Below are 24,828 nucleotides of genomic sequence, written 5' to 3'. Positions count from 1 at the left end.
TAATACTTTAATGATTGGCGTGGTATCTGTTTTAGCGTGGTTGATGTTGCGTACATTTCAGAAATTATCTTTGCTAAGTCTATATTATTTTATTATAGAGCGATATGTACAATTAAAACTTGCGATAGGACAGTATTTTTATCCATTAGAGCAAATAGGAATCAAATTTTATTATATAGAACAAAAAGCTTGGGGTTACCGTAATGCTAAGGAATTTATTCATAAATTCTGGCATGTTACACTGCATTCGCATAATATAAATGAATTTGAGCAATTTTTATTGCATCCAGCCTTGCAAGAAGCTGTGGTCGCTTTTACTATCGGAATATTTACAGTTATTATCTTTTTTATTTATCGAGTTAAGTAAGCGATTATAAAAGATAAGATCAGAGGAGCAAATCTTATAGAAGCTAAAGCTTTAGCAAAAATGGTTTATAAAAATAACAAAGCTTCTAATATTTGTTTTTCTGGTTTGCCGCTTCTTAAAGATAGCGAAAGAACACACATTCTTATTACTGGCACTACTGGTAGCAGTAAAACTAATATATTATTGCTACCGCTGCTCCTTTGCTAATTAATTCGTCCTGAGCCTTAATTATGGTATAAACTGATACTGCTTCTTTAGCATCATTATCGGCAGCAATTATTATTCTCTCACCTTTGAGAGGTTTATAGTTCCTGATGTTACTTACACCTAAACTACAAAGAATTTTGCCTTTAATACCAGCTTCCACAATGCTTAAAGCCGTCTCTAACCCTTCGGCTATAATCGTTACATTATTTGTTGAATTGCTACCATCTTTACTGATTTGTACGTTCTGCTGTTCGTTATTTTTATTAATCTCGACAAAAGAACCTCTGATTCTACCAAATGAACGTTTATTAACATCAATATCAGCTTTATTATTTGTGTCTTTGTTTAAATAAATTGATTGTCCAGCAGTAATATTACCATCTTTATTTCTAGCAAAAGCAATTAAGACAGGATAATATTGTTTGCTATGACTGTCCCACATCATATTGGTGCTAAGATCAAAGCTTAGTTGGTATCTTGTCAATACTTCTTTAATTTCACAATGTTCTGATAAATATCTTTTTGCTACATGACTTGGCATGACATATTTTAAAGCATCTGATTTTTCATATAATATTTCTGCTCTCTTAATTTTTACTATTTTATCACCTTGCGCTGCTGGGGTTTTAATTTGTTGATTTTTATTTGCTGCTAAATTTACTGCTATATCTTTACTTTTGTTGGTTGATGATATACCAACCATATCTTGTAAATATTTCTTAGCTTCTACAAAATCACAATTTGTTTCTCTTTGTACTAAGGTAAATAAATCTCCTCCATTTCCTGTACTAAAATCATGCCAGATGCCAGCTTTATTACCGTTGATCTTCATTGCTATTTTACTATCTTTCTCCCAGCGGAGTAACTGGCTATTTGATAAATGCTTATTTGGACTGCCTAGTAAGTTTATACCTATTTCTGCAGCCTTAAATGATAATTTTTGCTTTAATTCTACTGTCTCTTGTTTGTTAATAGCATGATAATCTATTTAATTCTTTGCCATCACCTGCTCTTGTAATGTAACACCTATTATTGTATCTTGTTTATTATAATTCTTGAGGTTATCAGCAGAGCTTTTTTGCTCTTCTTGACTTTGATGGCTTGTTGCAGGATTTACACTGGCGTTTCTAACAATTGCTGCTAACTGTTGCAGGTGGTTCTGACTTTATTATTTCAACTGGTTCTAATTTGACTCTTAAACGGTAATAGTTATCATTGATATAATCTATCCTGAATATCTTCTATTACCCCTTTAAACCAATTATCTACTTTATTTATAATATTAGGACTCGTATTTTCTTGATCTTGAATCGCTACTAATTCTTCTAAAGTTTTAAAATTAATGCTAGATAGCCTACTATCTATTTTGCTAAGTTGCGATATTAAACTTGCTATATTCCTCCTGGTAACCTCCCTACTATAGCAGAGTTTTACCTCTTCTATATGTGTCTAGTCATTGCAACATAGGAATTGCTGCTATTTCCTCCTAGATTATGTTAATACATAGACATCTTTAATTGAGGCTCCTTGTGCCTTTATACACTGTAGAAGCATAGCCATGTTTAAAGCTTACATCTTGAAGATAAATTCTATTTCTTTTCCGCTATCTTTTAGCAACAAACTTATCATTACTTACTGAAGTTATCGTTGCAAATTCGCCATTTTCTATTTGTAAATCTTTATTAGTTATATTAAACAAAATACGATCTCCTGCCATATAATCTTCATACTTCTTAGGCGATACATAGCGTCTATATTCTTGACCAGTGAGTAAGGCTTTAGCTTTTAGTAACTTCCTGATTCCTTGATTAATACTATCTACTTCAATATTATGCATGGTAATTATTAAACGCTCATTTAGAGCAAATTTGCTGTTACTTCAATCATTAATTAATCTTGCCATTGATTCTTCTAGCGTATGACCAATCTTTAAACCGTTATGCTGTTCTAGTAACTACAGACCACCCAATAATATCTGATTTTGCAAAGCATGAAGCCATTTCTTTTGCTCATACCTTGCTTTGTCTTCTAATGTTACTTGAGCCAAACCTACTTGCAAATACTGCAAATATTCCTCTTCGCTCAACTGAAGTGAGTTATCTCTCACCTCCAGCCAGTATCACATTACAATTGTTACTCCTTGCTACTTTCAATAATTCTAAATAATCACTATTACCTACCATCCCTGCTTCATCTACTACTAGCGTAGTATTTCTTGGTAGCTCAGCTTTGCCATTATACAATTTAAATAAAAACCCTTTTACTGTATGACATTGCTGGTAGCCTTTACTTTTAAGATCTGATGCTGCTTTATGAGTAGGAGCGAGAGTCCTATAATATTTCGTCCATGATTAGTGACAACTTTATAAAAGTCTCAGCAAGTACTTGTGACTTACCAGTGCCGGCTCTACCTCGTAAGATCCTAATCCCTTGATTATTAATTAAAATATGATGTTAGACTTTCTCTTTGTGTTTCATTAACACTTGCAAGATTATCGATAGCACTTTATTAAAATGAATCTAGCTATTGATCTTAGCTGCTATTCTAAGTATCCTTAACTCTTCTGCTTGCACACCTTTAGTAATATAGTATTTAGTATTCGTGCCATCTTCATTATTATAGTTTGATTAATCTATCAGAATTTAATACCTCCCTTATTAGTTTTGACTTTTCTGCTTCTGCTAGCATCTCTTTGACTGCTTTTTCTATATCCAATTTAGTAAAAATAGCTTGATGATGAATAATGCAATCAAGTACCCCATCTGTTCCTTTGATGATTTCAAGATGGGCAAGCCTGCATATTTTATTTTGCTCAGATATTGCATTGATAATACTTCTTATTCTAGTAGGACCGACATGCTGCTGAGGCATAAAACTTATCAGGTCTATTCGAATTTCTAAGCCTAACTTAACAAAATATTTACTTCTTGAGCTCTCTCATGAATTATCTGATCTTCTGGGATAATGAACGCTTTGCCCTTAACTTTGGCAAATTTAGGATTTAAATCTACTGCCTTACATCTTTTGTGAATCTTCTGGTAGTAACAAGCACATGGGCATGCCAATTCTTTTCTCCATCATGTAGCTGGTGAATATCAATTTGAACTCCAAGTCCATTCTTTACCCACCCCATCTCTTCAATGATTTCATGAGTAATTGCTATTCTATCATCTAAATCCAATTTTATCATCAGGTAGTGCTATAAACTACATCTTTTAATAATTGACTATTTTTTCTTGTCTCTAGACGTTCTACTTTATTCATCAAAACCCTTTGGGCTTTGAATTTTTGATCTACATGAGCAGGCAACAATACTGTATGGTATATCTCCTTTCTTCCTAAAGTTGTAAGTAGAATTGCTCCTCTTATCTTTTATAACTATCCTTACATTATAAGAAGCTTTCAGACAAGCATTTCCTCCTGAACTCCTACTTACTATTTCTATTCTTGCAAACTGTATCACCATGGTTTGTTAATTGTAACAATGTTTAATCCATCATTGACATTACCCATGCAATCTTAAAATCATCCACAGAAATCCAGAATTACTTGAAACAGAAAGCAAAAAATAAACCTTTAGGTTTATATGCTGCGTTAACATCACTCTAAAGAGCTGGGTTAAACCTTTGTTGTACGTTCCTTATAATTCAAGCTTGATCAATGGTAATCATCTTTATTTGTTTTTTTATTGATCTTAGTAGGTATGGGGATATTTTGATTTTGAATAGCTTTCTATTTCACCATTATACTAGACTTTGCAAACTTAAAAGTTGTATCCAATATTGATCTGTTCAAGAAAAAATTTGCAGAATTCCTTAGCACTTATAATTAAGCAGTTGACTCCCAAAATTTATTGAGCATTCATGATGATTGTAACAATAAAAAGTTAAAACTATTTATATGGATAATGTCATAAAACAAAGATTAAAATTAGAACAAAAAAAGCTAAAGTAGTTATGGAAGAGGCTAAACTTAAAATTCAGGAAAGGAAAACTCGTACTCGTCATTTGATTGAAATGGGAGGTTTAGTTGTAAAAGTAAAACTTGACTGTTTACCAACTAGTAGCTTACTTGGAGCTTTGGTTTCTCTGCAAAGTGAATTGACTGAAAACCCAAGTATACAAGATCAATGGACTCAAATCGGCAAAAATATTTTTGATAATCACGAATTAAGATAATTTAATATTAATATCATATATAAAAATTTTTAATATTTAAGAGTAGATAAATTGTATATCATCTGATACTATTATATGGTATTTAAAACGGTCAAGTAATGATAGAATATACTAAACATAATGAAGGAACATTTACTTCATTAACAACAGAACAAAAAAAAGCTGTAGGATTATTATCAATTGGAACATTTTTAGAATATTTTGATCTGATGCTATATGTTCATATGACAGTTTTACTGAATGAATTATTTTTTCCTAAGGCAGACCCGCATACTCAAGCTATTTACTCTGCTTTTGCATTTTGTTCTACTTATGTGATGAGGCCTGTTGGAGCCATAATTTTTGGCTTAGTTGGTGACATAATTGGTCGTAAAGCAACTGTAATTATTACTACATTCTTAATGTCGTCTTCGTGTCTTGCAATGGCCCTTGTCCCAACTTATGCTGAAAAAGGACTCATTGCTACTGTGATAGTTATAACATGCCGTATTATTCAAGGTCTATCTTCTATGGGTGAAATAGTTGGAGCACAACTATACTTACTAGAAATAACAAAACCTCCTATACAATATCCTATTGTTTTAATGACATCAGTATTTGCTAATTTAGGAGGAATGATAGCCTTAGCTGTTGCATCTTTAGTCACCTCATTTGGATTTAATTGGCGTATAGCGTTTTGGCTTGGAACTATAATAGCAATTGTTGGAGCAGTTGCCAGAACTGCTTTACGGGAAACTCCTGAATTTGCTGATGCAAAACGTCGTGTTAAGAAAAATATCACTTTAATACAAAAAACTACAGATAATCCATTAAAAGATAATCTTATTTACAATGAAAGGGTCAATCTAAAAACATTCTTCTTTTTATTATTAATATCATGTGGTTGGCCAATATGTTTTTATTTTACTTATATTTATTGTGGTGAAATTTTAAAAAATTCTTTTAATTTTACAGCAGAAGCAGTTATTCATAACAATTTTATTGTAGCAATAGTAAATTTTTGTGCTTATTTAATATTAACTTATTTAAGTTATATTATATACCCATTAAGAATTCTTAAGATTAAATTAGTAATATTTTTTATTTTTGCTCTCATTTGTCCTTATTTACTAAATAATATTACTACTTCTGTTCATTTATTCTTAATTCAATCATTTGTAATGTTATTTTTTCTTAGTGCAAATCCAGCTATGCCAATTTTTCTAAAACATTTTCCAGTTTTTAAACGCTTTAGAACAGCAAGTATAATTTTTGCTTTATCGACTGTTTCCATGAATATTATTATATCTTTTGGTCTTGTATATTTAACAAAATATTTTAGCCATTGGGGAATGCAAATTATACTATTCCCAATAATAATAGGATTTACACTTGGATTAAATTATTTCAATAATTTAGAAAAAAAATAAAACATCATGTTTATTTTAGAAACAAAAATAGAAGAATTTATTTTAAATAATTCAGATCTAAAAGATGTTCATGCTGCAACCATATTTGCTTTTGACGATCAAAAATTAATAATATCATTTTTTGGTAAAACACAATCTGAATCAGGTAAGTCAGAAGAAAATAACAGTATTTGGATTAGTTTAGGATTTAAAAAGAAAAATCATTATCAATGGACTACTCCAGAAAGAATTATTTCACCGCAATATTTTCGTGATCATCATATTCCTCTTAAACAAGATAATGGGATAATCAGTTGTGGAAATCCAGTAATAACTTTCTTTAATAATCAGTTGCTAATTTTTAGTAAAATCGGACCTTATCCAAGAACATGGAGTGGAATACTATCTCGTTCTTATGATCGAGGATTAACATGGCAAAAACCAGAACTATTACATGGTATTCTAGGACCAGCACGTAATAAACCACTAATTTATGAAAATAATATTTTATCTCCATGTTCTCGAGAAAGTTGTATTGATGACTTTTCATATATAGAATATTCATCAGATTTACATACATGGAATTTAAGTAATCCTATATTACCATTCAACCCTCAAATTTTTCAAAAAGGTTACAGAGGTTTTATACAACCAACTTTAGTTAGTAGTAATTTACCAAATAAAATCATAATGTTAGTAAGACCTAGAAAAACTGATTCCTTAATTTCTACTTACATACACAGATCAATATCTATAAATAAAGGAATATATTGGAGTAATTTAGAACCAGTAAATTTATTAAATCCTGATAGTGCTATTGATACTATTAATTTAAGTAGTGACGTATTGCTACTTGCATATAATCGAGTAATCAATAATCATAAATCACGAAATATATTAAGTGTAGCTACATCCTATGATGAGGGGTTGAATTGGCGCCCTATCACTATTAGAAATTCTATCTATCCTGAAGGGGATATAGAATATAGTAACATCCTGTCTGAAGAATATTCATATCCTGCTATTATTATGAGTCCTGATAACAATGAAATTCATGTAATATATACGTTTAATAGAATTAACCTAAAGCATAAAGTATTTCAATTGCTACCAAAATAATCTACTCTATAAATAATCAAGTAGTATGCTAAATTATATTTATAGATTCAGTGTTGTGTTTAAAATAACTCCAAAATTTTCTAAGATTATTAGTAAATAATGTATTTTCCTTTAATCTATTTTTATGTGTAGCATGTAAACATAATCGATAAAAGTGTTTTTCTAATGATGGAATTCCAAGGTAAGGCATCAAAACAATAAAACTTATTAAAGTTTCATTTACAATTTTCTTAGCTTTTTCAGGAGATTTAGCACCTATTGTCTGTATGTTATGCAGTCTATCAAATAGCTTAATCAGAAGTACATCATGTTTCTTCTCTTTGTATAACATCTCTACCATTTCAGCAGAACTAATCTTTATACCATTCTCCTTAATCCTCGTTAAATCCATTACTTGATTGGCTATATTCTTTCCAAATTCTTGTAATATTTTCTCCTTGGTAAGTTCTGTATCCTCTATAGTATCATGCAATATACTAGTTACTAATATATCTGTTCTAAATAAGTAATCAGATACCATATATGCTACTTCTATCGGATGTGAGTAAAATAGCTCTCCTGATTGACGCATTTGACCGCCATGATATTTCCTTGCATAGTATATAGCTTTCTTTACCTCCAACACATCCACTGGTGGTACTTTTACTATACTATTTAAATATATTACTTTATCCAGTAGCTTCTTAGCATAAATACATACCTCAAACTCATCTTGCCAATTTTTTAAATCTTTCATAATAATTATCAACCTTAATTATTTTTAATACTTTTTACCTAAATTTTCTAAGAACCTGTCTTAAAAGACTAATTGAATAATTAGATAGTACTTAAACATGTCACTTTTGAGGTATTTAATGTCTAAAAATTTATAAGTTTTAGAAAAAATTACTGTTTTTGGATGTAGATTTTAAACTTCATGTTATGAATTAGTGCATTATTTTTGTTATCAATCTACTGCCAAGACAGACTCCTAAGTAATACTATATCTTTCGATATATAATATATATCATCTGTGATTTTCCCACCACCGTATGACCCACCAAACAAAAGCTAGTACTTCATACCTACCACTGTGCTTGTTCAGCAACATAACATTGTTATCAATCTTTGTTTTACCATTATCTAAAAGGTAAATTCAAGGATTAATTAAGCCAATTTGATATTTTGTTTAGCAACAACTAAAATTCTACTATCAATGTACTTTTTACTAAAGTACTCACATAGATAATTTGAAAGAATCTTACTCCTAAAACTTGGTATAGTTCGTAGAAACATGAAGCTTCTAAGTTTAAATCATTAGTAATCAAGTATAATGTGTAAAACACTATACGGACTGTTGAAAAACTCTAAAATGATTTAAATGTATTATAAAACATAAACTCTTGTTTTATATTAACATGAGTTTATTTAGCAAAATTCAGTGATGAACTATGGAAAATATGGGTATAACAATACTTTTCAACAGCCCATATACTTGATCTGATAGACACGGATTGATTAAGCAGCAAAAGAGCTGTCAGATAAGTAAGAATTAATAGACTTATCTTTAGCAATTTTGATGCTATCCTTAAAAGTTTGCATAGGAGTTTTTCCGTAACAGAACTTTCCAGAATGAGGTCTAGTATTGTTATATTTGTTTAAATATTGATCTAAGTCAATCTGTAAATCCTCTAATGAGTTATAAATCTTTTTACAGAATGCAATATCATAAAACTCATCTTTCAAAGTTCTATGTAATCTTTCGCATATTCCATTAGTTTGAGGGGAACGAGCTTTAGTTTTAGTATGATCAATATTTTCTATAGCCAAATATAACTCAAAAGCATGACGTTCTACCTTTCCACAATATTCTGTTCCTCTATCTGTAAGTACTGAAATCTACCATAACTCAATCAGTTAGCTATTATTATTTTCTAAATTATAAAACAGCTTTAATTATTTTGAAATTTCATCAATTCAAAAGTAAAAACTTGAGCCTTAAAAGCCTTATCTAAATCCTGCATACAATTATTTCTCACATAGTAATCATAGAAAGCTGATGTGGAAATTTAAGGATTAGTTTCTTATTATCTATATCTTCTTCTGTCACTACTAATTTACTGAATACACTAGAATCAATATGTTTGTTATAACACTGAATACCGCACCCTGTACCATATTGTATCAGGATTAAATTGTTTACTGAGCTGTGATAAATAATTTTGCGTTTCATCTTCAGTATTATTCTGCTTTGCCTCAAGCTCAGTAAATGCTATAATGTGCAACTTTCCAATACTATTGCCATAGATCATTTGTACTTGCTGTAGTATCTGATCTTGTGTATTTTCTGAAAGCTTAATATGTTTAACAGTTTTATCTTATATTAATTATCAACTATGCCAATAAAGCAGCAAGAGCTTAGTAATTCATAAGCTATATCAGAATCAAAAACGCCGATTATTTTACGTTTCAGTTGTGCTTGTTTGCAATAACGCCTTAGCCATATAATCCATCAGGACTTTCTTATGACCAAAATGATGATGAGAATATTTTCCTGCAAGCTTTAAGAGCAATTGATTGATAGAATCAAGATTAAATGCTCTATTTGATTTTATCTAGAGTAAATTGCCATCTTATTGACGACTTAATGGATAAAAATCTATTAATTTTTGTCTTTTGAACCAGCATTATTATTAGTGCTTGATTCTGTAGAAGTAGAATTATATTGTTTAGAGATTTTATCAATAACTACTTGCAGTGTAGTGTTAATTTGTGTAGCTCCTGGTATGCTATCAGTGCTCTAGATATGCACTAATATTATCGCCTTGTTGTTCATCGTGTACTGGTTTTATGCTATTACATTGTGAATTTGCTTCAAGTTTTTGTTGTTGTAACTAATTTTCTGCATTTTGACTGCATTTATCTTTTTCATTTTGCAAAATTGTAGATTCAGTATATCTAGATTTATTAGATATATTTTTATTATTATCTATATATAGAGAGTGGTCCAAACTTTTTTGGGGTTGAGTCAAAATTTTTTCATTTTTAGATGGTATTTTATTAGAAGCAGGTTGGAAATTTCGAGCTAGCTTAATACAAGGATTATTACGGCATTTAATGCCATATTTAACAACTGTTGCGTTGTAAACTTGAATAAAGCCACTTTTTTGTAACTCAAATATATATTGTCTTACACGTTCTTGACAAACACCTAAGTGTTCTTCTTGAAAGAAATGATAAGTTTCCTTAAGTTCATCAATGCTATTATTATGATAGATTTGCAAGCGAAAGACTATTAGAGATAGAAGCTGTCTGCAGTTTTACTTAATATTTTTCCGTTATGATATGAGAGATTACTCCATTCAGGAGGAATAAAATTGCCAACAAAATTATAGAAAATTATTTGCTTTTGATAATCAAAATTATGTGTTGCACAATCATTAGTAAAATGCGATGAGCATATAGTGAGCATAAGGAGTATGGAGGCAAAATCGGTATATTAAAAAAAGCTAGGAGATAAGGTGGTGGGCGATAGAGGGATTGAACCTCTGACCTTTACGATGTCAACGTAATGCTCTAACCAACTAAGCTAATCACCCTTAAATTCTATATTTATTGCATAATGTACTAGATTTCAAGCTTTACTTATAATATTTTATTATTGAATTGAATTTATGTGAATAGTGGATTATGCAATAATGCGCTATTCGATTAAAATATTGAATATTAATATATTATTTTGAAATCGGGATAAAGACTAGTATCAACCCACAATTTTTACAATTTTTATGTGGTAGCAAATTAACAAATATAATTTGCCATTGGTGTGGATAGCCTATAATTTTATGATGGATTTAAAAACTAAAGCCTTTGATATTTCTCAAAATTTTACTATTTCTCTTGATGGTCCTGCTGCTTCAGGTAAAGGGACTATCGGTTTAATGCTTGCAAAGAAATTTTCTCTTAAATATTTTCAATCAAGTATTGTTTATAGGCAGCTTACTTTTGACTGTATTAGTCAAAAAATAGATATCACTGATATCGATGCAGTAATTGCTTTATCTAAAAGATTAAAACTCGATAATAATCTTGATTTAGAGAACGAGAATATAGGAGATATAGCATCGCAAATTGCCGTAATAAGTGAAGTTAGAAATAATCTAAACAAATATCTGATTAATCTAGTAAAAACAACGCCAAGAATTATTATGGAGGGTAGGGATATAGGAACCGTTGTTGCACCTGATGCCGATTTAAAAATTTTTATAACTGCAAATCCGGACATCAGGGCTGAAAGACGATATAAGCAGTTGCAAGCAAAAGGAAAAGCATGTATACTCGATGAGATTTTACAGCAAATCATTTTGCGGGATAAAAGAGATAAAGAACGAAAAGTAGCACCGTTATTACCAGCTTCAGATGCTTTAATTATCGATACTTCAAAGCTTTCAGCTATAGAAGTCGTAGAAGAAATAACTCATTATATGCAAATAATAAAATAACTTGAAAAAGTGCTAGGTTGTTTTATTCAATTTTATTGGTATTGCCAAATAAATTATATATTATAGTCATTATTTATTTTACAATATCATTTTATTAACCTTTTTAAAAATTTGTATTAGTTTAGCACTTTAGCTAATATTACGAGAAAAATATGTCAATAAAACTAAAACAACGATTTGTTCCACAACTTGCAGCAATTAACTACGAATTTGCAGAAGATTTGTCTAAAATGCTTGAAACCGTTGATACAAGTCATATAAAAGAAAAAACGGTAGTTAAAGGTCAAGTAATCGAAATAAAAAACGATATGGTTATTGTTGACGTTGGATTAAAGAATGAAGGTAGAATACTTAAGTCTGAATTTCTATCTTTACCTGAAGTTGGGGACGTAGTGGAAGTTTACATCGAGAAAATTGAGGGACGTAACGGTAAAACAATATTGAGCCGTGAAAAAGCAGTTAAAGAAGAATTATGGGGACAACTAGAAATTATGTGTTCTAAGGGCGAGTTTGTCGATGGTACGATTTTCGGTCGCGTGAAAGGAGGGTTTACCGTAGATTTATCCGGTGTAGTAGCATTTTTACCGGGAAGCCAAGTTGACGTGAGACCTATTAAAGATCCTACTTCTATAATGCATATCAAGCAACCGTTTAAAATTTTAAGCATGGATAAAAAGCTTGGTAATATAGTCGTTTCTAGAAGAGCCATATTAGAAGAGTCACGTGCTGAAGCTAGAGACGAGATGTTGTCTAAAATTAAAGAAGGAATGATTTTAGAAGGAACCGTAAAAAATATTACTGATTACGGTGCATTTATCGATCTTGGCAGCGTTGACGGTTTATTACATTTAACCGATATTTCTTGGGGAAGGGTTAACCATCCTTCAGAAGTGTTAGAATTTAATCAAAAGGTTAAAGTAATGGTTATTAAGTTTGATGAAAAAACCAAAAGGATATCACTTGGTATAAAACAACTTGATTCTAATCCATGGGAAGTAATTAAAGAAGAATTCCCTGTCGGTAAAAAAATGACCGGTAAAGTTACAAATTTTGCTGATTACGGCGTATTTATAGAATTAAAAGACGGACTTGAAGGGCTTGTACATTCAAGTGAAATTAGTTGGTTAAAATGTAATCAAAATCCTAGAAAAACTCTAACTATAGGACAAGAAGTAGAATTTGTAGTTTTAGAGGTTGATACTGAAAAGCATCGTGTTTCTTTAAGTATTAAACAATGCCAAGAAAATCCTTTAATAAAATTTGCCGAAAATAATCCTGTCGGTACTGTAATTAAAGCACCGATTAGAAATATTACGGATTTCGGTATTTTTGTTGCACTTGGTAATAATATGGACGGCATGATTCATGAAGGTGATATTAGCTGGGACAATAAGGGAATGGACCTGCTAAAATCATATAAGAAAGGTGATGAAATAGAATGCAAAGTTTTAGCTATTAATATTGAAAAAGAACAAGTAAGTTTAGGTATAAAACAATTGTCACAAAATCCATATCAAGAAATCAGTGACAAATATAAGAAAGGCACAATAGTTAAAGGTTTGATAACAGCAATTAAAGATGATGGACTCGAAGTACTATTAAACAATGAAGTAGCAGGTTTTATTAAAAGTACTGAATTATCAGATGAAAAAGATGAGCAGAAACCTGAAATGTTTAAAGTAGATGAAGAAATAGAAGCAAAAGTTATTTCTATCGAGAAATCAACCGATAGAATTTTATTATCGGTAAAAGCTCATAAAATAGCAGAACGTCAAACAGTTCTCAAAGAATATGGTTCCAGTGATAATACTACCAATATGGGAGATATACTTGCTAATGTTTTAGAAGATAAGAAGTAGAAGCTTTTTTGTCCAATTTGTCATACTGTGGATTGAGCACAGTATCCAGTTTTGTTTAATCTTTCTTTGAATCCTGTGAATAAATCACGATATGACACACTTTTAATTTAACTCATCAATTTCAGGAGAAAATATTAATGTCGTATGTACCGATAGTAATTGAACAAACATCACGTGGTGAACGTGCTTATGATATATATTCAAGATTGTTAAAAGAGCGTATAATCTTTGTATGTAGTACTGTTGAAGATCATATGGCAAACTTAATCGTTGCACAATTACTGTTTCTTGAAGCAGAAAATCCTAAAAAAGATATATATATGTATATCAATTCCCCTGGAGGCGTTGTAACCGCAGGTCTTGCTATTTATGACACAATGCAATATATAAAGCCTAAAGTGGCTACACTATGCATAGGTCAAGCTTGTTCTATGGGTTCATTTTTACTTTGCGGGGGCGAAAAGGGAATGCGTTATAGTTTACCTCACAGCCGTATTATGATCCATCAACCGTCAGGAGGTTATCAAGGACAAGCTACCGATATAGAAATTCATGCTCAAGAAACCCTAAAAATCAAAAGGTTACTTAACGAATTATACAGTAAACATACCGGACAAGATGTAAAACATATCGAAAAAAGCATGGAACGCGATAATTTCATGTCACCGGAAGAAGCAAAAAAATTTGGAATAGTAGATAATATAATTTCTTCTAGAAATGCTACGGGATTATTAACAAAATAATTTTAAAGTTAATTACATGCTTTTTAGCTGCAAACATCTTACTAATTTTTGTCTATAAATCTCTTTAATTATCAATTATTAATAGTCCCATATTAAAAGGTCAAAATTAGATTTTACAAAAAATATTATAGATTTAATTTGATTATTATGGTATAAGGCAATTAATCTGTTATTGGGGTCATAGCTCAGTTGGTAGAGTGTTTGAATGGCATTCAAGAGGTCGGGGGTTCGATCCCCCCTGGCTCCACCACATGAAATAACCTTATCTCCACTGAATGGGGTTATCTTGCATCTCATAATGGTAGATATTAAGTAATCCTTAAGGCAGCTTCTATCTCTAATACTCTTTCACATGTAAATCTATTAAAACAATAGTATCGCTGAACTCCAAGAAACATATCAGTTCTTTAAAGAGTCTCTAGGAGTATGTCTGTAAGACAATGCTTACTAGTTAAAAAGAGTGGCTTTTTATTGAAGTGTACAAAGGAGAGCGACGATAGTTATAAATATGGCATTAAATGCTATAATACTTCTTATATTAAGCTAGTTAGAAATTTTCAAGCTGCTGCTAGCAAAATACCACACGGAAATGATAAAGATTTTTTTAGCTCCAAGAAAGTTTAGGGTAAAGCCCAAAGAAATTTGGTGTCAACCCCAAAAAAATTTGGATGACAAAATATATATAATATATATAGATGATAAAGGTATATCTAATAAATCTAGATCTAGTGAAATTTTTAACAAAATTGATCAAGATGAGCTACCATCATCCACAGAAGCAATATCAAATTTACTATAATTCCTGCCAGAGACAGTTTGAGCTGGTTTCCCGTTGATATGAACCTGGTAAATGCCTTTAAAATGAATATCTATTAAGATAGATAAATATAAATCTTGTAGTAGTGGTTACTGGATCATTACTATCATTGTTACTTCTAACCTGGTAATAATGCTTTTTAGAATGTCGTTCTTTATGGGAGTCTAGTAATTTACTAATTTCATCAGGATTCTTCTTTATCATGTTGTAGCTGGTAACTAGCTCTAGATTAATATCAGGTAAATAGCATTGTTTAAACTTATCCCTAATGTGAAAGCATAAGGCCATTCCACCACCAAGGCATGGTGCATAGTAGTTACTTAATTCGCAGGAATAAATTTAACTAGTTGATCAACGATTTTTACCACCAACCCATTGCAAGAATGGTTATGGTTTATATAAATTCTTTATTGATATAATCATTAATTTATCTTTTTATTTCTACTAAAAATTATATCAAAAAGTAGGCTTAAATGCCAACACAATGCTGTATTCAAAGGTATTTATGATGTCTTGTAATTAATACTACTTTGGATCAAGAGTTGAACCAACACAGTGTAATTTAGGAGTGTCTTAGTTATGCAGCTGTTTACCCCAATTGTATAAAAATCTGTTAAAAAAGCTCTTAGATCCTCTGTACTTCCAAAAATAGTTAGGATATCTGTTAGGTGATGTTACATAAGTATAGTATCAAGCATAGAGATTAAGTTAAAACTATGAAATCCCAACATTTAACCTCTATGCTAACATTTTTATAACCAAAATAGCAAGGGGTACATTATAATAATTGATAACAAAGATCAAACACAAGATAACAATCAGCTTGAGAATACTCGCAAACATAATTGGCAAATCCAATTATCACCAATATCTGTTACATTAATGCCATCATTTGTATCAGAATCTAATAAGAAAGATGACATAAACCATTTAGCAGGAAATTATTATGATACAATATAGGTGTAAAGCAAAACTACAAAACACAACAGATAAGTTAAGCCAAGTGGAATACATTAATAATAATCTCATACAAAATATAGTATATAATTTAAAGATACCCTTTAATACAATCTGTGCATTAGTAGCAGTACTGCATAAGTTAAGAGGATGACTTGCAAAAAAAGAATTATATAGATAATACACAAAGCCTGCTAAGTTATTAAATTAAGTAAAATTTACATAGTAGTACAGACCTTTATTCTATAGAGTTAAAGAAATTTAATCTACCATTATTAGTCAATAAGATTATTGATAAAGCAAAACTAGTTGCTAAGGATAAAGTAATAAATCTATAAAACCACATTTTTTTAGGTAATATCAAATATATTTTGCAAAACTAGATATATTAATATAGATTAAATATAAAAAAGAATTAGTGAGTAAAATGCTAAAAAATCAGGATTTAGACATAGAAAGAAAACAAGAGCATATTGAAATTAATCTTACAAAAAACATTGAATCTACACTTAAAAGCGGTTTTGAATCTATTCAATTTATTCACAACGCATTACCGGAAATTAACTACGATAATATAGATACGACTACTACTTTCCTCGGAAAAGCTTTACAAGCACCTATTCTCATTTCTAGTATGACTGGAGGCACGGCTAGAGCTAGAGATATTAACTATCGACTTGCAGAAGCAGCCCAAAAAGCCGGTATTGCTATGGGACTCGGTTCTATGAGGGTTCTGTTAGCAGCAGCAGATACGATCAAGACATTTGCAGTAAGGCATATTGCTCCTGATATCCTTTTATTAGCCAATATCGGAGCAGTACAGCTTAATTATGGAGTAACACCGAAAGAATGTCAGTATTTAGTTGATGCGACCAAAGCCGATGCCTTAATCCTGCATCTGAACGTATTGCAGGAGCTAACTCAGCCAGAAGGTAATAGAAATTGGGCAAATCTTTTACCTAAGATAAGAGAAGTGATTAATTACCTCTCTGTCCCTGTAATTGTTAAAGAAGTAGGATACGGTTTATCTAAACAAGTTGCTAAAAGCCTTATTGATGTAGGAGTTAAAACTCTTGACATTGCAGGGAGCGGAGGAACGTCCTGGAGTCAAGTTGAGGCTTATCGTGCTAAAAATTCATTACAGAACCGTATTGCTAGTAGCTTTATTAACTGGGGAATCCCGACTTTAGATTCTCTTAAGATGGTACGGGAAATTTCAAAAAATGTTTCAATTATTGCTAGCGGTGGATTAAAATCGGGTATTGACGGTGCAAAAGCAATTCGTATGGGAGCTAATATTTTTGGACTTGCCGGTCAATTATTAAAAGCGGTAGATAATTCGGAATACTTAGTGTCCGAAGAGATACAATTAATAATTAAGCAGCTTAAGATTACCATGCTATGCACTGGATCGCGTACTTTAAAAGACCTAACAAAAGCCGAGATAAAGTTGTAGTAGTGTATATTTAAGTACTAAACTCAAAAATAATTCTTTCGGCTTTATAATCACTCACTTGAACAAGTTTAACTTCTTCACGATAATTATCAGCTTCATATAAACCATCTTGCTGCAACGCCTCATCATATTCATCTGCTGCAAAACCACAATAACGTTGACATATATATCATATATAAAATTCTTAAAACGTACTATTTATTCTTCTAAACTAGAAGGCTCAAGTTAAGTCATCAAAGGTAAAATATTTGTGATATTACTGAGAGTTGCTAAACTAATGTTGTGCTTTTCATGTGTTTATATTATGTCCCCAAGAAATTGCTCCAACAGCCTGTTGGAGGCTTTACTGTTCTTGATATTCTTCAACAAATTGCCTCATATAAGAAATATTTTGATAATATAATCCTTTCATTTCAGGTAATTCTTTTTATAAATCTTTAGAAAAATTTTCTATAACTTTTACTCCCCATTATTCCAACTTTTACGTTTAATTATTTTAAACCTGATTATTCCAATATAATTTTATCAATTTTTTCCTATACAAAATTCTGCTTGAAAAAGATGCATGGGGCTACATGGTTTTGATTGGTCTGATTATGATATAATATTAAAATTAGAGCAGGTGATAAATGAGTGCAAAGAGATAAAAGAGCCGAATCACTGGAAAGAGTATAGGAAGAAAATAGGCGATGTTCCATACGACAATTTTACTATGTATTTTTCAGGGTTTGACGTAGAAGAAACGCTTAAGCTAACAAATGAAAAATTTAGTAAGCGTATGAAAGCAATAAAAATGCTTACCGAAAAGCATCACCTACCAAATCTGTAAGGTTAATCAGTAGAGTTTATATTGCAACTTTGGAAAGAAGTAAAAGAGATAACTAATAAAAAATAAAAAAAGAATATTTATTATAATCATTTACTATACTCAGTCGACATAACATTTTCATAATATTCATCTCCTAATTCTAAATTAGATTATCAAATCTTCTGCAATTGCTTTATTAGCTTTTCTTTAAAATACTGCCAATAAACATATTTCTTTCATGCGAGTAATTTATTCTTTTTGCAGAAATATAATCATTCCTATTATAGCTAGCAATTGGTTGCCACATCTCAGCAATACCATTTGTCCATGATAAAGACCACTCACCTTTAACAAGATTTTTTACATCATCTAAATATTGTTGCTTTGCCTTAATATTTATGTACGGTAAAAGCTCCCATACTATTTTTTCTATGGAATATATTTGTAATTCTTGTTTTTCATAAAACTTAAAGGTATCAAGAGGACTTGAAGAACTAATTACTACAAGACCTTTAATAAGGTTTCTTTTATTTTTTCTTTAGTTTGTTTTTGCAGTTTTATAGCTTTCTTGCAATTATCACATGAACAACTAAAGTTATCTTTATGAGTACATATAGGACAAAATAAATCAAAACCAGTGTCACCATAATATTTATAATTGCTACTCTTTAACTTAATAAATAATTCATTTAGTTTATTTCCACTTATTACACATCATAACCATAGCTTATATAGATTAGTTGATTATCTGTTATATTAGATAAAATTGTAGCTATAATAGAGAAATGGATAATAATACAACTATTTTTATTATAAAAACAGAGCTAAAAGATCGTCAATATGAGTTGAATCAATTAATGAGTAGTTATGACGTTATAAATGATAAGCTTTCTAAGAAGCTTTTAGATTTTATACATGTAACGACAAATGTGATGAAACCTTTACAGGTTGGACAATGGACAATGGACAAAAAAAGAGAATGTTTAAATTTTATATTTTATGAACCTAAGTTCGAGAGGCGGACACCTTGATTACTCCTTCCTTGGCGTTTCCGTTCGATAAACTGCAAGAAGTGACAAACTTTTTCTAGAGTTGGCGGAGAGAGGGGGATTCGAACCCCCGACACGTTGTCGTGAACACGCTTTCCAGGCATGCGCCTTAAACCGCTCGGCCATCTCTCCAAGATTTGTGGTGTTGTTGCATGGCTTCTATATCATTCCCGCTAAAGTGAAAATCCAATTACATCACACGCGACTTGATCGCGGTATCTTAGGACACAGCATGTGATGCGAAATCCTTGTGGTCAAGCCCACACGTGATGACACAAAAACAAATGCTGGCTTCCTGCTTCCACAGAAATGACATAGAACACTTTTTAAGACTTTTTTAACAATTATTTTTAGAAAAAATATTATTGGCTTTCTCTAGCTCATTTTTATTATTAACACCAACAATTAAATCATGATCAGTAGATAATAAATATGAAACTTTTTCACCGTGATTTTTACATACTTTTACTATTTCAGTTAAATAAACTTCCTTATTACCGGTAGTATTAGTAGCAAACAAAGGTAAGTATTGATTTAAAATGCCTCTACTGAAAGCCATAATACCCGAATTACAAAGCTTTATTTTTTTCTCTTCTTCGTTTGCATTTTTATACTCGATTATTTCTAAAAAATCACCGTTTTTATCAGTAACTATTCTACCATACCAAGTAGGATTTTTGCTCTCAAAACTTAAAGTCACTAATGCAGAATTAGTAAGGTTTAAATAAGCTATTAATTCATGCATAAGTTTTGGAGTAATAAGGGGATGATCACCATATAAAACTAATATTATTTTATTTTCATCAATTAAATCTATTGCTGCATAAGTAGCATGAGCTGTACCTTTAGGTTCTTTTTGCAGTACAAAGCGACACATATTCTCATAGGGCGTTAAATATTTTTTAAGTTCCTCTGAATAAACTATAACTACATTATTTGTTACTTCGAGCGAATTCTGTAATACCGTTTCAAGCATTGGAACTCCACCGACTTTATGCATTACTTTCGGTAAACTGGACTCCATTCTAGTGCCTTTACCGGCTGCTAAAATAATTATTTGATAATTTGCATTGTTATAAGTCATTATGCTCCTTGTATTATTGCGTAAACATCATCAGATAGCTCATAATTACTGAAAACTCTTTGCACATCGTCGCTTTCTTCTAAAACTTCCACAAGCTTTAGTAACTTTTCAGCTTTTTCCTTATCATCTATAATTATTGTATTTAATGGAATCCAGCCTATATAAGAGTCTTCAGGTATGCCATATTTGCCAGTTAAAAATTCTAGAACTTTAGAAAAATTTTCAATATCCGTATAGATTGTATGGATGGTATCATCAGATGTAATATCGTCTACATCTACTTCCATAACCGCTTCTAAAATATTTTCACTCGATACTATATTACTTAGATATTGAATAACGCCGCAATGTTTAAATAAATAATTAACACTACCGGTTTCACCTAAACTCCCACCATATTTAGTAAAACTAGAGCGTACCTCAGCAGCAGTACGGTTTTTATTATCGGTTAAAGCTTCAACTATTATAGCAATACCGCTAGGTGCGTAACCTTCATATCTAATTTCCATATAATTTTCAGTATTAGAAGCATCATTAGCACTATTAATAGCTTTGTCGATTCTTTCTTTTGGGAGATTTTGACTACGTGCAGCAGTTAAAGCATTCCTAAGACGTGGATTATTTTCAGGGTTATTAGAAGAACCGGTTTTAGCTGCAGTAACTATTTCACGAATTAATTTAGTGAAAATTTTTGCTCTTTTTTTATCTTGAGCACCTTTACGATACTGAATATTTTTGAACTTTGAGTGACCGGCCATTTTGCTATTATTATATTGTGTATATTTTAGGAATTAGATTTTATTTTGATTGGTGAGTACACTAATCCATAATAAAATGCAACAATAACTCTTTAAATTTTAAATATACATAGTATTAACCTTGTTTTGCTTTAAATCTTTTTTTCTTTTTATTTATCACAAAAATTTTTCCTCTTCTTTTAACGATCTGACAATCTTTATCACGTTTTTTTAATGATTTTAATGAGCTAACGACTTTCATAAAATATACTTATTACATATTAATTTTAATTGATAATAAACATTTTTATTTATTCAGTCAATTATCAAAAAATGTTTATTATCAGTATTTAAAGCATTTTAAAACAATACCACATTTTGTGGTTTTTAAATATAAATTAAACCAATAATTACAAAGTGGTCAAATTATGAATAAATATTCATTATATAACTTTAGTCAAGACACTATAAATGAAATCAAACAAAATGCAAGTGAATGGAATTTAGAAAAACCATATTATGATGAATTTTTTGTTGCATTACCGAAATTAGTGCAAAAATTTGATCTATCTGAAATAATGATAAAAGTAGATTATCTAGGTAAACATGTATCCATATTTAATGCAGTAGGAGACCTAGAACCATATACTCAACTTGCTAAATAGGCTGAGAATGCTATTAAAGATGAGCAGCAATGTAAAAATAAAATGCTAAGTTAAGGACAATGTAAAAAACACTATGAAAAAGCTAATAATCAATGAAAAGCTATAAAAGCCGTATTAGAGCATGCTAAAACATCAATTATAGATTTTTGTAGTTTTAAAAAGAGACTAAAAAATTAAGATACAGCACAAGGGATACTGAAACTTCTAGAGAACAATTTATAGGCAACAAAAAATATGAAATTAAATCAGAAATATTTAATCTCGTATTAGAAGAAGCAAATCAAGGAGAATACGGTTTATATGCTATTCCAGGTAATTATAAAATAATCCAAATGTACACAATATGCAACTGCAAAACATCAAGAATTTGTTGATGATGAGCTTTTGGAGTTAGCTAGAATAGCATAAGCCTACTGAACATTCAAATTTGATGAAAAATCAAATATTTCTTATAATGATTTTACTCCACCTACAGGAATGCCAAAATATATAGACCTTAATAATCCTGAGCAACTTACCGCTTTATTTAATCAAGCAACGACCCTTATGAGGTGAACAACCTTCTACTAGTTCGAATACTGCTAGCTCTAGTAGAGTGGGTTAAGGCAAGTATTAATACAATTAATAAGTAAATCCTACTCCGGTTTGTAGTTAACAGAGAAATTGACTTTGTAGCAGCTGAAACAATTTTTGAAGATTTTAGTTCAAATTTAGATTAAGTCTTTACATCTTAAATATCATAACTCGTCTGATTTCATAAGAGGAGTTATGATAGCTTATTTTTTTCTTAAAAAAAATTAATAATTTCTACACAAAATCTTATATTTTATTTTACTAATTCTATATATTTCCGTTTTCAAAAATTCAAAACACATATTTTATTGAGAAAGGTTTATTATCCTTAGAACAGTTTCACAAGAAGCAAAAAATAAGAATGAAGCTATTATAAAAGGTAAGGAAATATTAGAGTTATACTTGCCCCAAATTTACTGGCAACTAAAAGTGATCTATTAAAAGCAACAATATTGCAGGCGTTACTAAACGATTGTATTGATTTATTATAGAAATAATGACGACATACATATCAATGGCTTAAAGAAATTGATGTAAGATGAAATATTTTTTCAGCAAAATAAATCAATATCAAAATATTTTACGGAAGTTATAAATGAATATATTAAAATGTTAGGTATTGCTGAAAATAATTATGATATTAACGATCTAACCTAATAATATTATAACTTTCCTTGTCTCATAAGATAAGTTATGATACGCTAATTTATCTTAATTTAAGTTATTTTAGCGTTGCCGGTATGATTTGGAAAAACAATAGGTCATCCCCGTGGCGGGGCTACAGGATCCAACAAAAACGTCAAAGCAAAATATATTATTTTTTTTTTGGATTCCGGCTTACGCGGGGATGACATAAGAGAGGTGAGGAATAATGTAAGAAAATGGGTGCATGACACAATAATCATACTAATTCTATTATTTTCCTTTATTTTCTTTTCTAAGCCGGCTATTGCTGATCCTGAAATAGCTGAATCTTTTAAATGCTCTAAGCTTTTTCCTTATTTTGAAAAAAAATTTAATATCCCATCTAATACACTACATTCAATAGCTTTAAAAGAATCGGGTAAACAACATACAACCCATAAAATTAGAGTAGTATGGCCTTGGACAGTAAATGTCCGAGGGAAAGGCTATTATTTTAACAATAAAAGAGAAGCTGTACGTTTTGTTAGAATAGAGCTTATAAAAGGGAACGAGAGTATTGACGTCGGATGCATGCAGATTAACTTAAGACATCATTTAGAGGCTTTTAATTCTCTTGAACAGGCATTTGATCCAAATCATAACATTCGTTATGGTGCAAAATTTTTGCGTTCAAAATATGACCAACTAGGTAGCTGGCACAAAGCGATAGCACATTACCACTCAGCCAATTATTCTTTAGGGTTTCAATATAAGCAAGATGTAGTTAAAATAGCAAGTAACATGGCACTTTATAAAGCATCCTTACATAGTTATCTAAAGAATAATGAAGTAGTTGTAGAAAACAAAATTTCGGTAAATAATAACAAAGTTCAAAAAAAGTCACTTTTTAGTAGCAATCAAAGATACAGAAGTAGTATTATGATACCGATTCCTGCTAAAATTAATTAAATTTATGAATATTAGGTTCTATGAACAAAAATTTTAATATTTATATATTAAGATATTGTTATGCAAAAATTAATAAGGTTTTTACAGGAAGAGTTATTTCTATTTCAAAAAAATCTTATAATTTGCAGCTAAAAAGAGCTAAAATAGATTATTTAAAATTTTTGTTCATAGAACCTAAGTTAATAGTATGTTTTTTAATATTAGTAAGTACAGTAGCAAATGCTGATTTTAACAATATTCAGGAAAATTTTGAATGTCAAGAAGCGCAGGTAATAATAAAATTACCTTGGAGTGATTGTACCAAAATTCATAAATTATTAGAAGAAAAATTATCTTTTTCAGAACAACAAATAAAAAAAGAAAAGAAAATTCATGAGAAATATAAACAATTTTATTTAAAACATAATAATCGTGCTAATTTTTCTATGCAATTTCTTGAGAAAAAATCTGAGACTAATGCAGTAGAAACGTTAATTTCAGGTTTTTTAAAATTTTGTAAAGATAATTTCCAAACTAGTAATAGCAAATCTAATTCCTTAAATTATCATATTAAAAAACAACAAGAGCAGTGGTTTAATGATATGCAGAATGAGAATTATAAAATATATTATCGAAAGAAATATAAGAATGATATCATTAGAAATAATTTCAATGCTTGATTCATATATTATTTAATTTATATTAGTATTATTGTGTATAAGTAGTTATATAAAGCTCCCAGGGAATCGAGTAATATAGAAAAAGAA

General features: G+C 30.3%; 20 protein-coding genes, 3 tRNA genes and 4 pseudogenes. 17 read left to right on the top strand and 10 right to left on the bottom strand.

The window, feature by feature from the left end; all coding sequences use genetic code 11:
• Positions 1–10: 10 nt before the first annotated feature.
• Both A1E_RS06820 and A1E_RS07440 read left to right on the top strand, forming a co-directional pair.
• On the top strand, positions 11–367 hold the full coding sequence (locus A1E_RS06820; protein ID WP_012148674.1) for a TraD N-terminal domain-containing protein: 357 nt from the start codon (positions 11–13) through the stop codon (positions 365–367).
• 60 nt (positions 368–427) lie between these two features.
• The gene (locus tag A1E_RS07440; protein ID WP_012148673.1) at positions 428–574 is read left to right on the top strand and encodes a type IV secretion system DNA-binding domain-containing protein; all 147 of its coding nucleotides are present in this window, start codon (positions 428–430) and stop codon (positions 572–574) included.
• Here the strand turns inward: A1E_RS07440 and A1E_RS06815 are convergent.
• Positions 546–4,041: pseudogene (locus tag A1E_RS06815) on the bottom strand (AAA family ATPase); the annotation flags it as partial. The gene A1E_RS07440 and the pseudogene A1E_RS06815 overlap by 29 nt on opposite strands.
• Positions 4,042–4,475: 434 nt before the next feature.
• Here A1E_RS06815 and A1E_RS02420 point away from each other — a divergent pair.
• The 3 genes and pseudogenes from A1E_RS02420 (at position 4,476) to A1E_RS02410 (ending at position 7,260) form a co-directional block, all read left to right on the top strand.
• Positions 4,476–4,753: pseudogene (locus tag A1E_RS02420) on the top strand (conjugal transfer protein TraD).
• A 98-nt stretch (positions 4,754–4,851) separates the two neighbouring features.
• Complete coding sequence (locus A1E_RS02415) at positions 4,852–6,162, top strand: MFS transporter (RefSeq protein WP_012148664.1); 1,311 nt, start codon at positions 4,852–4,854, stop codon at positions 6,160–6,162.
• A 6-nt stretch (positions 6,163–6,168) separates the two neighbouring features.
• Entirely contained in the window at positions 6,169–7,260 is a 1,092-nt protein-coding gene (locus A1E_RS02410) for an exo-alpha-sialidase (RefSeq protein ID WP_012148663.1), read from the top strand.
• 28 nt (positions 7,261–7,288) lie between these two features.
• Here A1E_RS02410 and A1E_RS02405 read toward each other — a convergent pair whose 3' ends face one another.
• Both A1E_RS02405 and A1E_RS02400 read right to left on the bottom strand, forming a co-directional pair.
• Positions 7,289–7,996: an HD domain-containing protein gene (locus A1E_RS02405; RefSeq protein WP_012148662.1), complete on the bottom strand. Its 708-nt coding sequence runs from the start codon at positions 7,994–7,996 to the stop codon at positions 7,289–7,291.
• A gap of 776 nt (positions 7,997–8,772) precedes the next feature.
• Positions 8,773–9,138, bottom strand: a pseudogene (locus A1E_RS02400) (integrase core domain-containing protein); the annotation flags it as partial.
• Positions 9,139–9,908: 770 nt separating this feature from the next.
• Between A1E_RS02400 and A1E_RS07100 the strand changes: the two are divergent.
• The gene (locus A1E_RS07100) at positions 9,909–10,043 is read left to right on the top strand and encodes a hypothetical protein (protein WP_269146063.1); all 135 of its coding nucleotides are present in this window, start codon (positions 9,909–9,911) and stop codon (positions 10,041–10,043) included.
• Between the two features lie 90 nt (positions 10,044–10,133).
• Here A1E_RS07100 and A1E_RS06810 read toward each other — a convergent pair whose 3' ends face one another.
• Together A1E_RS06810 and A1E_RS02390 are read right to left on the bottom strand one after the other, a co-directional pair.
• A complete protein-coding gene (locus A1E_RS06810; protein ID WP_012148658.1) occupies positions 10,134–10,523 on the bottom strand; it encodes a hypothetical protein in 390 nt (129 codons plus the stop codon).
• A gap of 238 nt (positions 10,524–10,761) precedes the next feature.
• A tRNA-Val gene (locus A1E_RS02390) sits at positions 10,762–10,838 on the bottom strand.
• 246 nt (positions 10,839–11,084) lie between these two features.
• On the opposite strand from A1E_RS02390, the gene cmk reads away from it, so the two are divergent.
• The 5 genes from cmk to A1E_RS06145 all read left to right on the top strand — a co-directional run bounded on the left by cmk (position 11,085) and on the right by A1E_RS06145 (position 15,142).
• Entirely contained in the window at positions 11,085–11,741 is a 657-nt protein-coding gene (gene cmk, locus A1E_RS02385) for a (d)CMP kinase (protein WP_012148657.1), read from the top strand.
• Between the two features lie 152 nt (positions 11,742–11,893).
• The gene (locus A1E_RS02380; protein ID WP_012148656.1) at positions 11,894–13,600 is read left to right on the top strand and encodes a 30S ribosomal protein S1; all 1,707 of its coding nucleotides are present in this window, start codon (positions 11,894–11,896) and stop codon (positions 13,598–13,600) included.
• A 137-nt stretch (positions 13,601–13,737) separates the two neighbouring features.
• Positions 13,738–14,343, top strand: a complete 606-nt coding sequence (clpP, locus tag A1E_RS02375; RefSeq protein WP_012148655.1) for an ATP-dependent Clp endopeptidase proteolytic subunit ClpP — start codon at positions 13,738–13,740, stop codon at positions 14,341–14,343.
• A 174-nt stretch (positions 14,344–14,517) separates the two neighbouring features.
• Positions 14,518–14,593 (top strand) — tRNA-Ala (locus tag A1E_RS02370).
• Positions 14,594–14,932: 339 nt separating this feature from the next.
• Positions 14,933–15,142 (top strand): hypothetical protein, encoded by a 210-nt coding sequence (locus A1E_RS06145; RefSeq protein ID WP_012148654.1) that lies wholly within the window; start codon positions 14,933–14,935, stop codon positions 15,140–15,142.
• On the opposite strand, the pseudogene A1E_RS07435 reads toward A1E_RS06145, so the two are convergent.
• Positions 15,118–15,541, bottom strand: a pseudogene (locus tag A1E_RS07435) (DNA adenine methylase); the annotation flags it as partial. The gene A1E_RS06145 and the pseudogene A1E_RS07435 sit on opposite strands and share 25 nt — an antisense overlap.
• A 1,003-nt stretch (positions 15,542–16,544) precedes the next feature.
• Here A1E_RS07435 and fni point away from each other — a divergent pair.
• The 3 genes from fni (at position 16,545) to A1E_RS02350 (ending at position 19,412) form a co-directional block, all read left to right on the top strand.
• Positions 16,545–17,573, top strand: coding sequence for a type 2 isopentenyl-diphosphate Delta-isomerase (gene fni / locus A1E_RS02360; RefSeq protein ID WP_012148652.1), 1,029 nt, complete (start codon positions 16,545–16,547; stop codon positions 17,571–17,573).
• A 565-nt stretch (positions 17,574–18,138) separates the two neighbouring features.
• Positions 18,139–18,402 carry a nucleoside triphosphate pyrophosphohydrolase family protein gene (locus A1E_RS02355; protein ID WP_012148650.1) on the top strand — a complete coding sequence of 88 codons (264 nt, stop codon included), beginning with the start codon at positions 18,139–18,141 and terminating at the stop codon, positions 18,400–18,402.
• A gap of 764 nt (positions 18,403–19,166) precedes the next feature.
• Positions 19,167–19,412, top strand: coding sequence for a hypothetical protein (locus A1E_RS02350; protein WP_012148648.1), 246 nt, complete (start codon positions 19,167–19,169; stop codon positions 19,410–19,412).
• Positions 19,413–19,474: 62 nt separating this feature from the next.
• On the opposite strand, the gene A1E_RS02345 is transcribed toward A1E_RS02350, so the two are convergent.
• From A1E_RS02345 to ykgO, 4 genes are all read right to left on the bottom strand, one after another.
• Positions 19,475–19,562, bottom strand: a tRNA-Ser gene (locus A1E_RS02345).
• A 205-nt stretch (positions 19,563–19,767) separates the two neighbouring features.
• The gene (locus tag A1E_RS02340) at positions 19,768–20,514 is read right to left on the bottom strand and encodes a sugar phosphate nucleotidyltransferase (protein ID WP_012148647.1); all 747 of its coding nucleotides are present in this window, start codon (positions 20,512–20,514) and stop codon (positions 19,768–19,770) included.
• Positions 20,514–21,272 carry a YebC/PmpR family DNA-binding transcriptional regulator gene (locus A1E_RS02335; protein WP_012148646.1) on the bottom strand — a complete coding sequence of 253 codons (759 nt, stop codon included), beginning with the start codon at positions 21,270–21,272 and terminating at the stop codon, positions 20,514–20,516. Before A1E_RS02335 ends, A1E_RS02340 begins: the two co-directional genes overlap by 1 nt.
• A gap of 115 nt (positions 21,273–21,387) precedes the next feature.
• The gene (gene ykgO, locus A1E_RS02330; protein WP_012148645.1) at positions 21,388–21,513 is read right to left on the bottom strand and encodes a type B 50S ribosomal protein L36; all 126 of its coding nucleotides are present in this window, start codon (positions 21,511–21,513) and stop codon (positions 21,388–21,390) included.
• Between the two features lie 166 nt (positions 21,514–21,679).
• On the opposite strand from ykgO, the gene A1E_RS02325 reads away from it, so the two are divergent.
• From A1E_RS02325 to A1E_RS02315, 3 genes are all read left to right on the top strand, one after another.
• Entirely contained in the window at positions 21,680–21,916 is a 237-nt protein-coding gene (locus A1E_RS02325; protein WP_012148644.1) for a hypothetical protein, read from the top strand.
• A gap of 1,398 nt (positions 21,917–23,314) precedes the next feature.
• Positions 23,315–24,082 (top strand): lytic transglycosylase domain-containing protein, encoded by a 768-nt coding sequence (locus A1E_RS02320; RefSeq protein ID WP_012148643.1) that lies wholly within the window; start codon positions 23,315–23,317, stop codon positions 24,080–24,082.
• A gap of 167 nt (positions 24,083–24,249) precedes the next feature.
• Positions 24,250–24,741, top strand: coding sequence for a DUF2532 domain-containing protein (locus A1E_RS02315; RefSeq protein ID WP_049749258.1), 492 nt, complete (start codon positions 24,250–24,252; stop codon positions 24,739–24,741).
• Positions 24,742–24,828: the final 87 nt, after the last annotated feature.

The organism is Rickettsia canadensis str. McKiel (genome assembly GCF_000014345.1).
Lineage (GTDB): Bacteria > Pseudomonadota > Alphaproteobacteria > Rickettsiales > Rickettsiaceae > Rickettsia > Rickettsia canadensis.
Note: the sequence above shows the minus strand (reverse complement) of the source record. Positions and strands in the feature narration are given on the sequence as shown.

Excerpts from the sequence above, each read along its gene's own strand:
- A1E_RS02355 (WP_012148650.1), top strand. The coding sequence starts at position 18,139 with ATGGGGCTACATGGTTTTGATTGGTCTGATTATGATATAATATTAAAA.
- A1E_RS07440 (WP_012148673.1), top strand. The coding sequence starts at position 428 with ATGGTTTATAAAAATAACAAAGCTTCTAATATTTGTTTTTCTGGTTTG.
- A1E_RS02380 (WP_012148656.1), top strand. The coding sequence starts at position 11,894 with ATGTCAATAAAACTAAAACAACGATTTGTTCCACAACTTGCAGCAATT.
- A1E_RS02415 (WP_012148664.1), top strand. The coding sequence starts at position 4,852 with ATGATAGAATATACTAAACATAATGAAGGAACATTTACTTCATTAACA.
- A1E_RS02405 (WP_012148662.1), bottom strand. The coding sequence starts at position 7,996 with ATGAAAGATTTAAAAAATTGGCAAGATGAGTTTGAGGTATGTATTTAT.
- A1E_RS06145 (WP_012148654.1), top strand. The coding sequence starts at position 14,933 with ATGATAAAGATTTTTTTAGCTCCAAGAAAGTTTAGGGTAAAGCCCAAA.
- A1E_RS02350 (WP_012148648.1), top strand. The coding sequence starts at position 19,167 with ATGGATAATAATACAACTATTTTTATTATAAAAACAGAGCTAAAAGAT.
- A1E_RS02325 (WP_012148644.1), top strand. The coding sequence starts at position 21,680 with ATGAATAAATATTCATTATATAACTTTAGTCAAGACACTATAAATGAA.
- A1E_RS06820 (WP_012148674.1), top strand. The coding sequence starts at position 11 with ATGATTGGCGTGGTATCTGTTTTAGCGTGGTTGATGTTGCGTACATTT.
- fni (WP_012148652.1), top strand. The coding sequence starts at position 16,545 with ATGCTAAAAAATCAGGATTTAGACATAGAAAGAAAACAAGAGCATATT.
- A1E_RS02335 (WP_012148646.1), bottom strand. The coding sequence starts at position 21,272 with ATGGCCGGTCACTCAAAGTTCAAAAATATTCAGTATCGTAAAGGTGCT.
- A1E_RS02340 (WP_012148647.1), bottom strand. The coding sequence starts at position 20,514 with ATGACTTATAACAATGCAAATTATCAAATAATTATTTTAGCAGCCGGT.
- ykgO (WP_012148645.1), bottom strand. The coding sequence starts at position 21,513 with ATGAAAGTCGTTAGCTCATTAAAATCATTAAAAAAACGTGATAAAGAT.
- A1E_RS02410 (WP_012148663.1), top strand. The coding sequence starts at position 6,169 with ATGTTTATTTTAGAAACAAAAATAGAAGAATTTATTTTAAATAATTCA.
- clpP (WP_012148655.1), top strand. The coding sequence starts at position 13,738 with ATGTCGTATGTACCGATAGTAATTGAACAAACATCACGTGGTGAACGT.
- cmk (WP_012148657.1), top strand. The coding sequence starts at position 11,085 with ATGATGGATTTAAAAACTAAAGCCTTTGATATTTCTCAAAATTTTACT.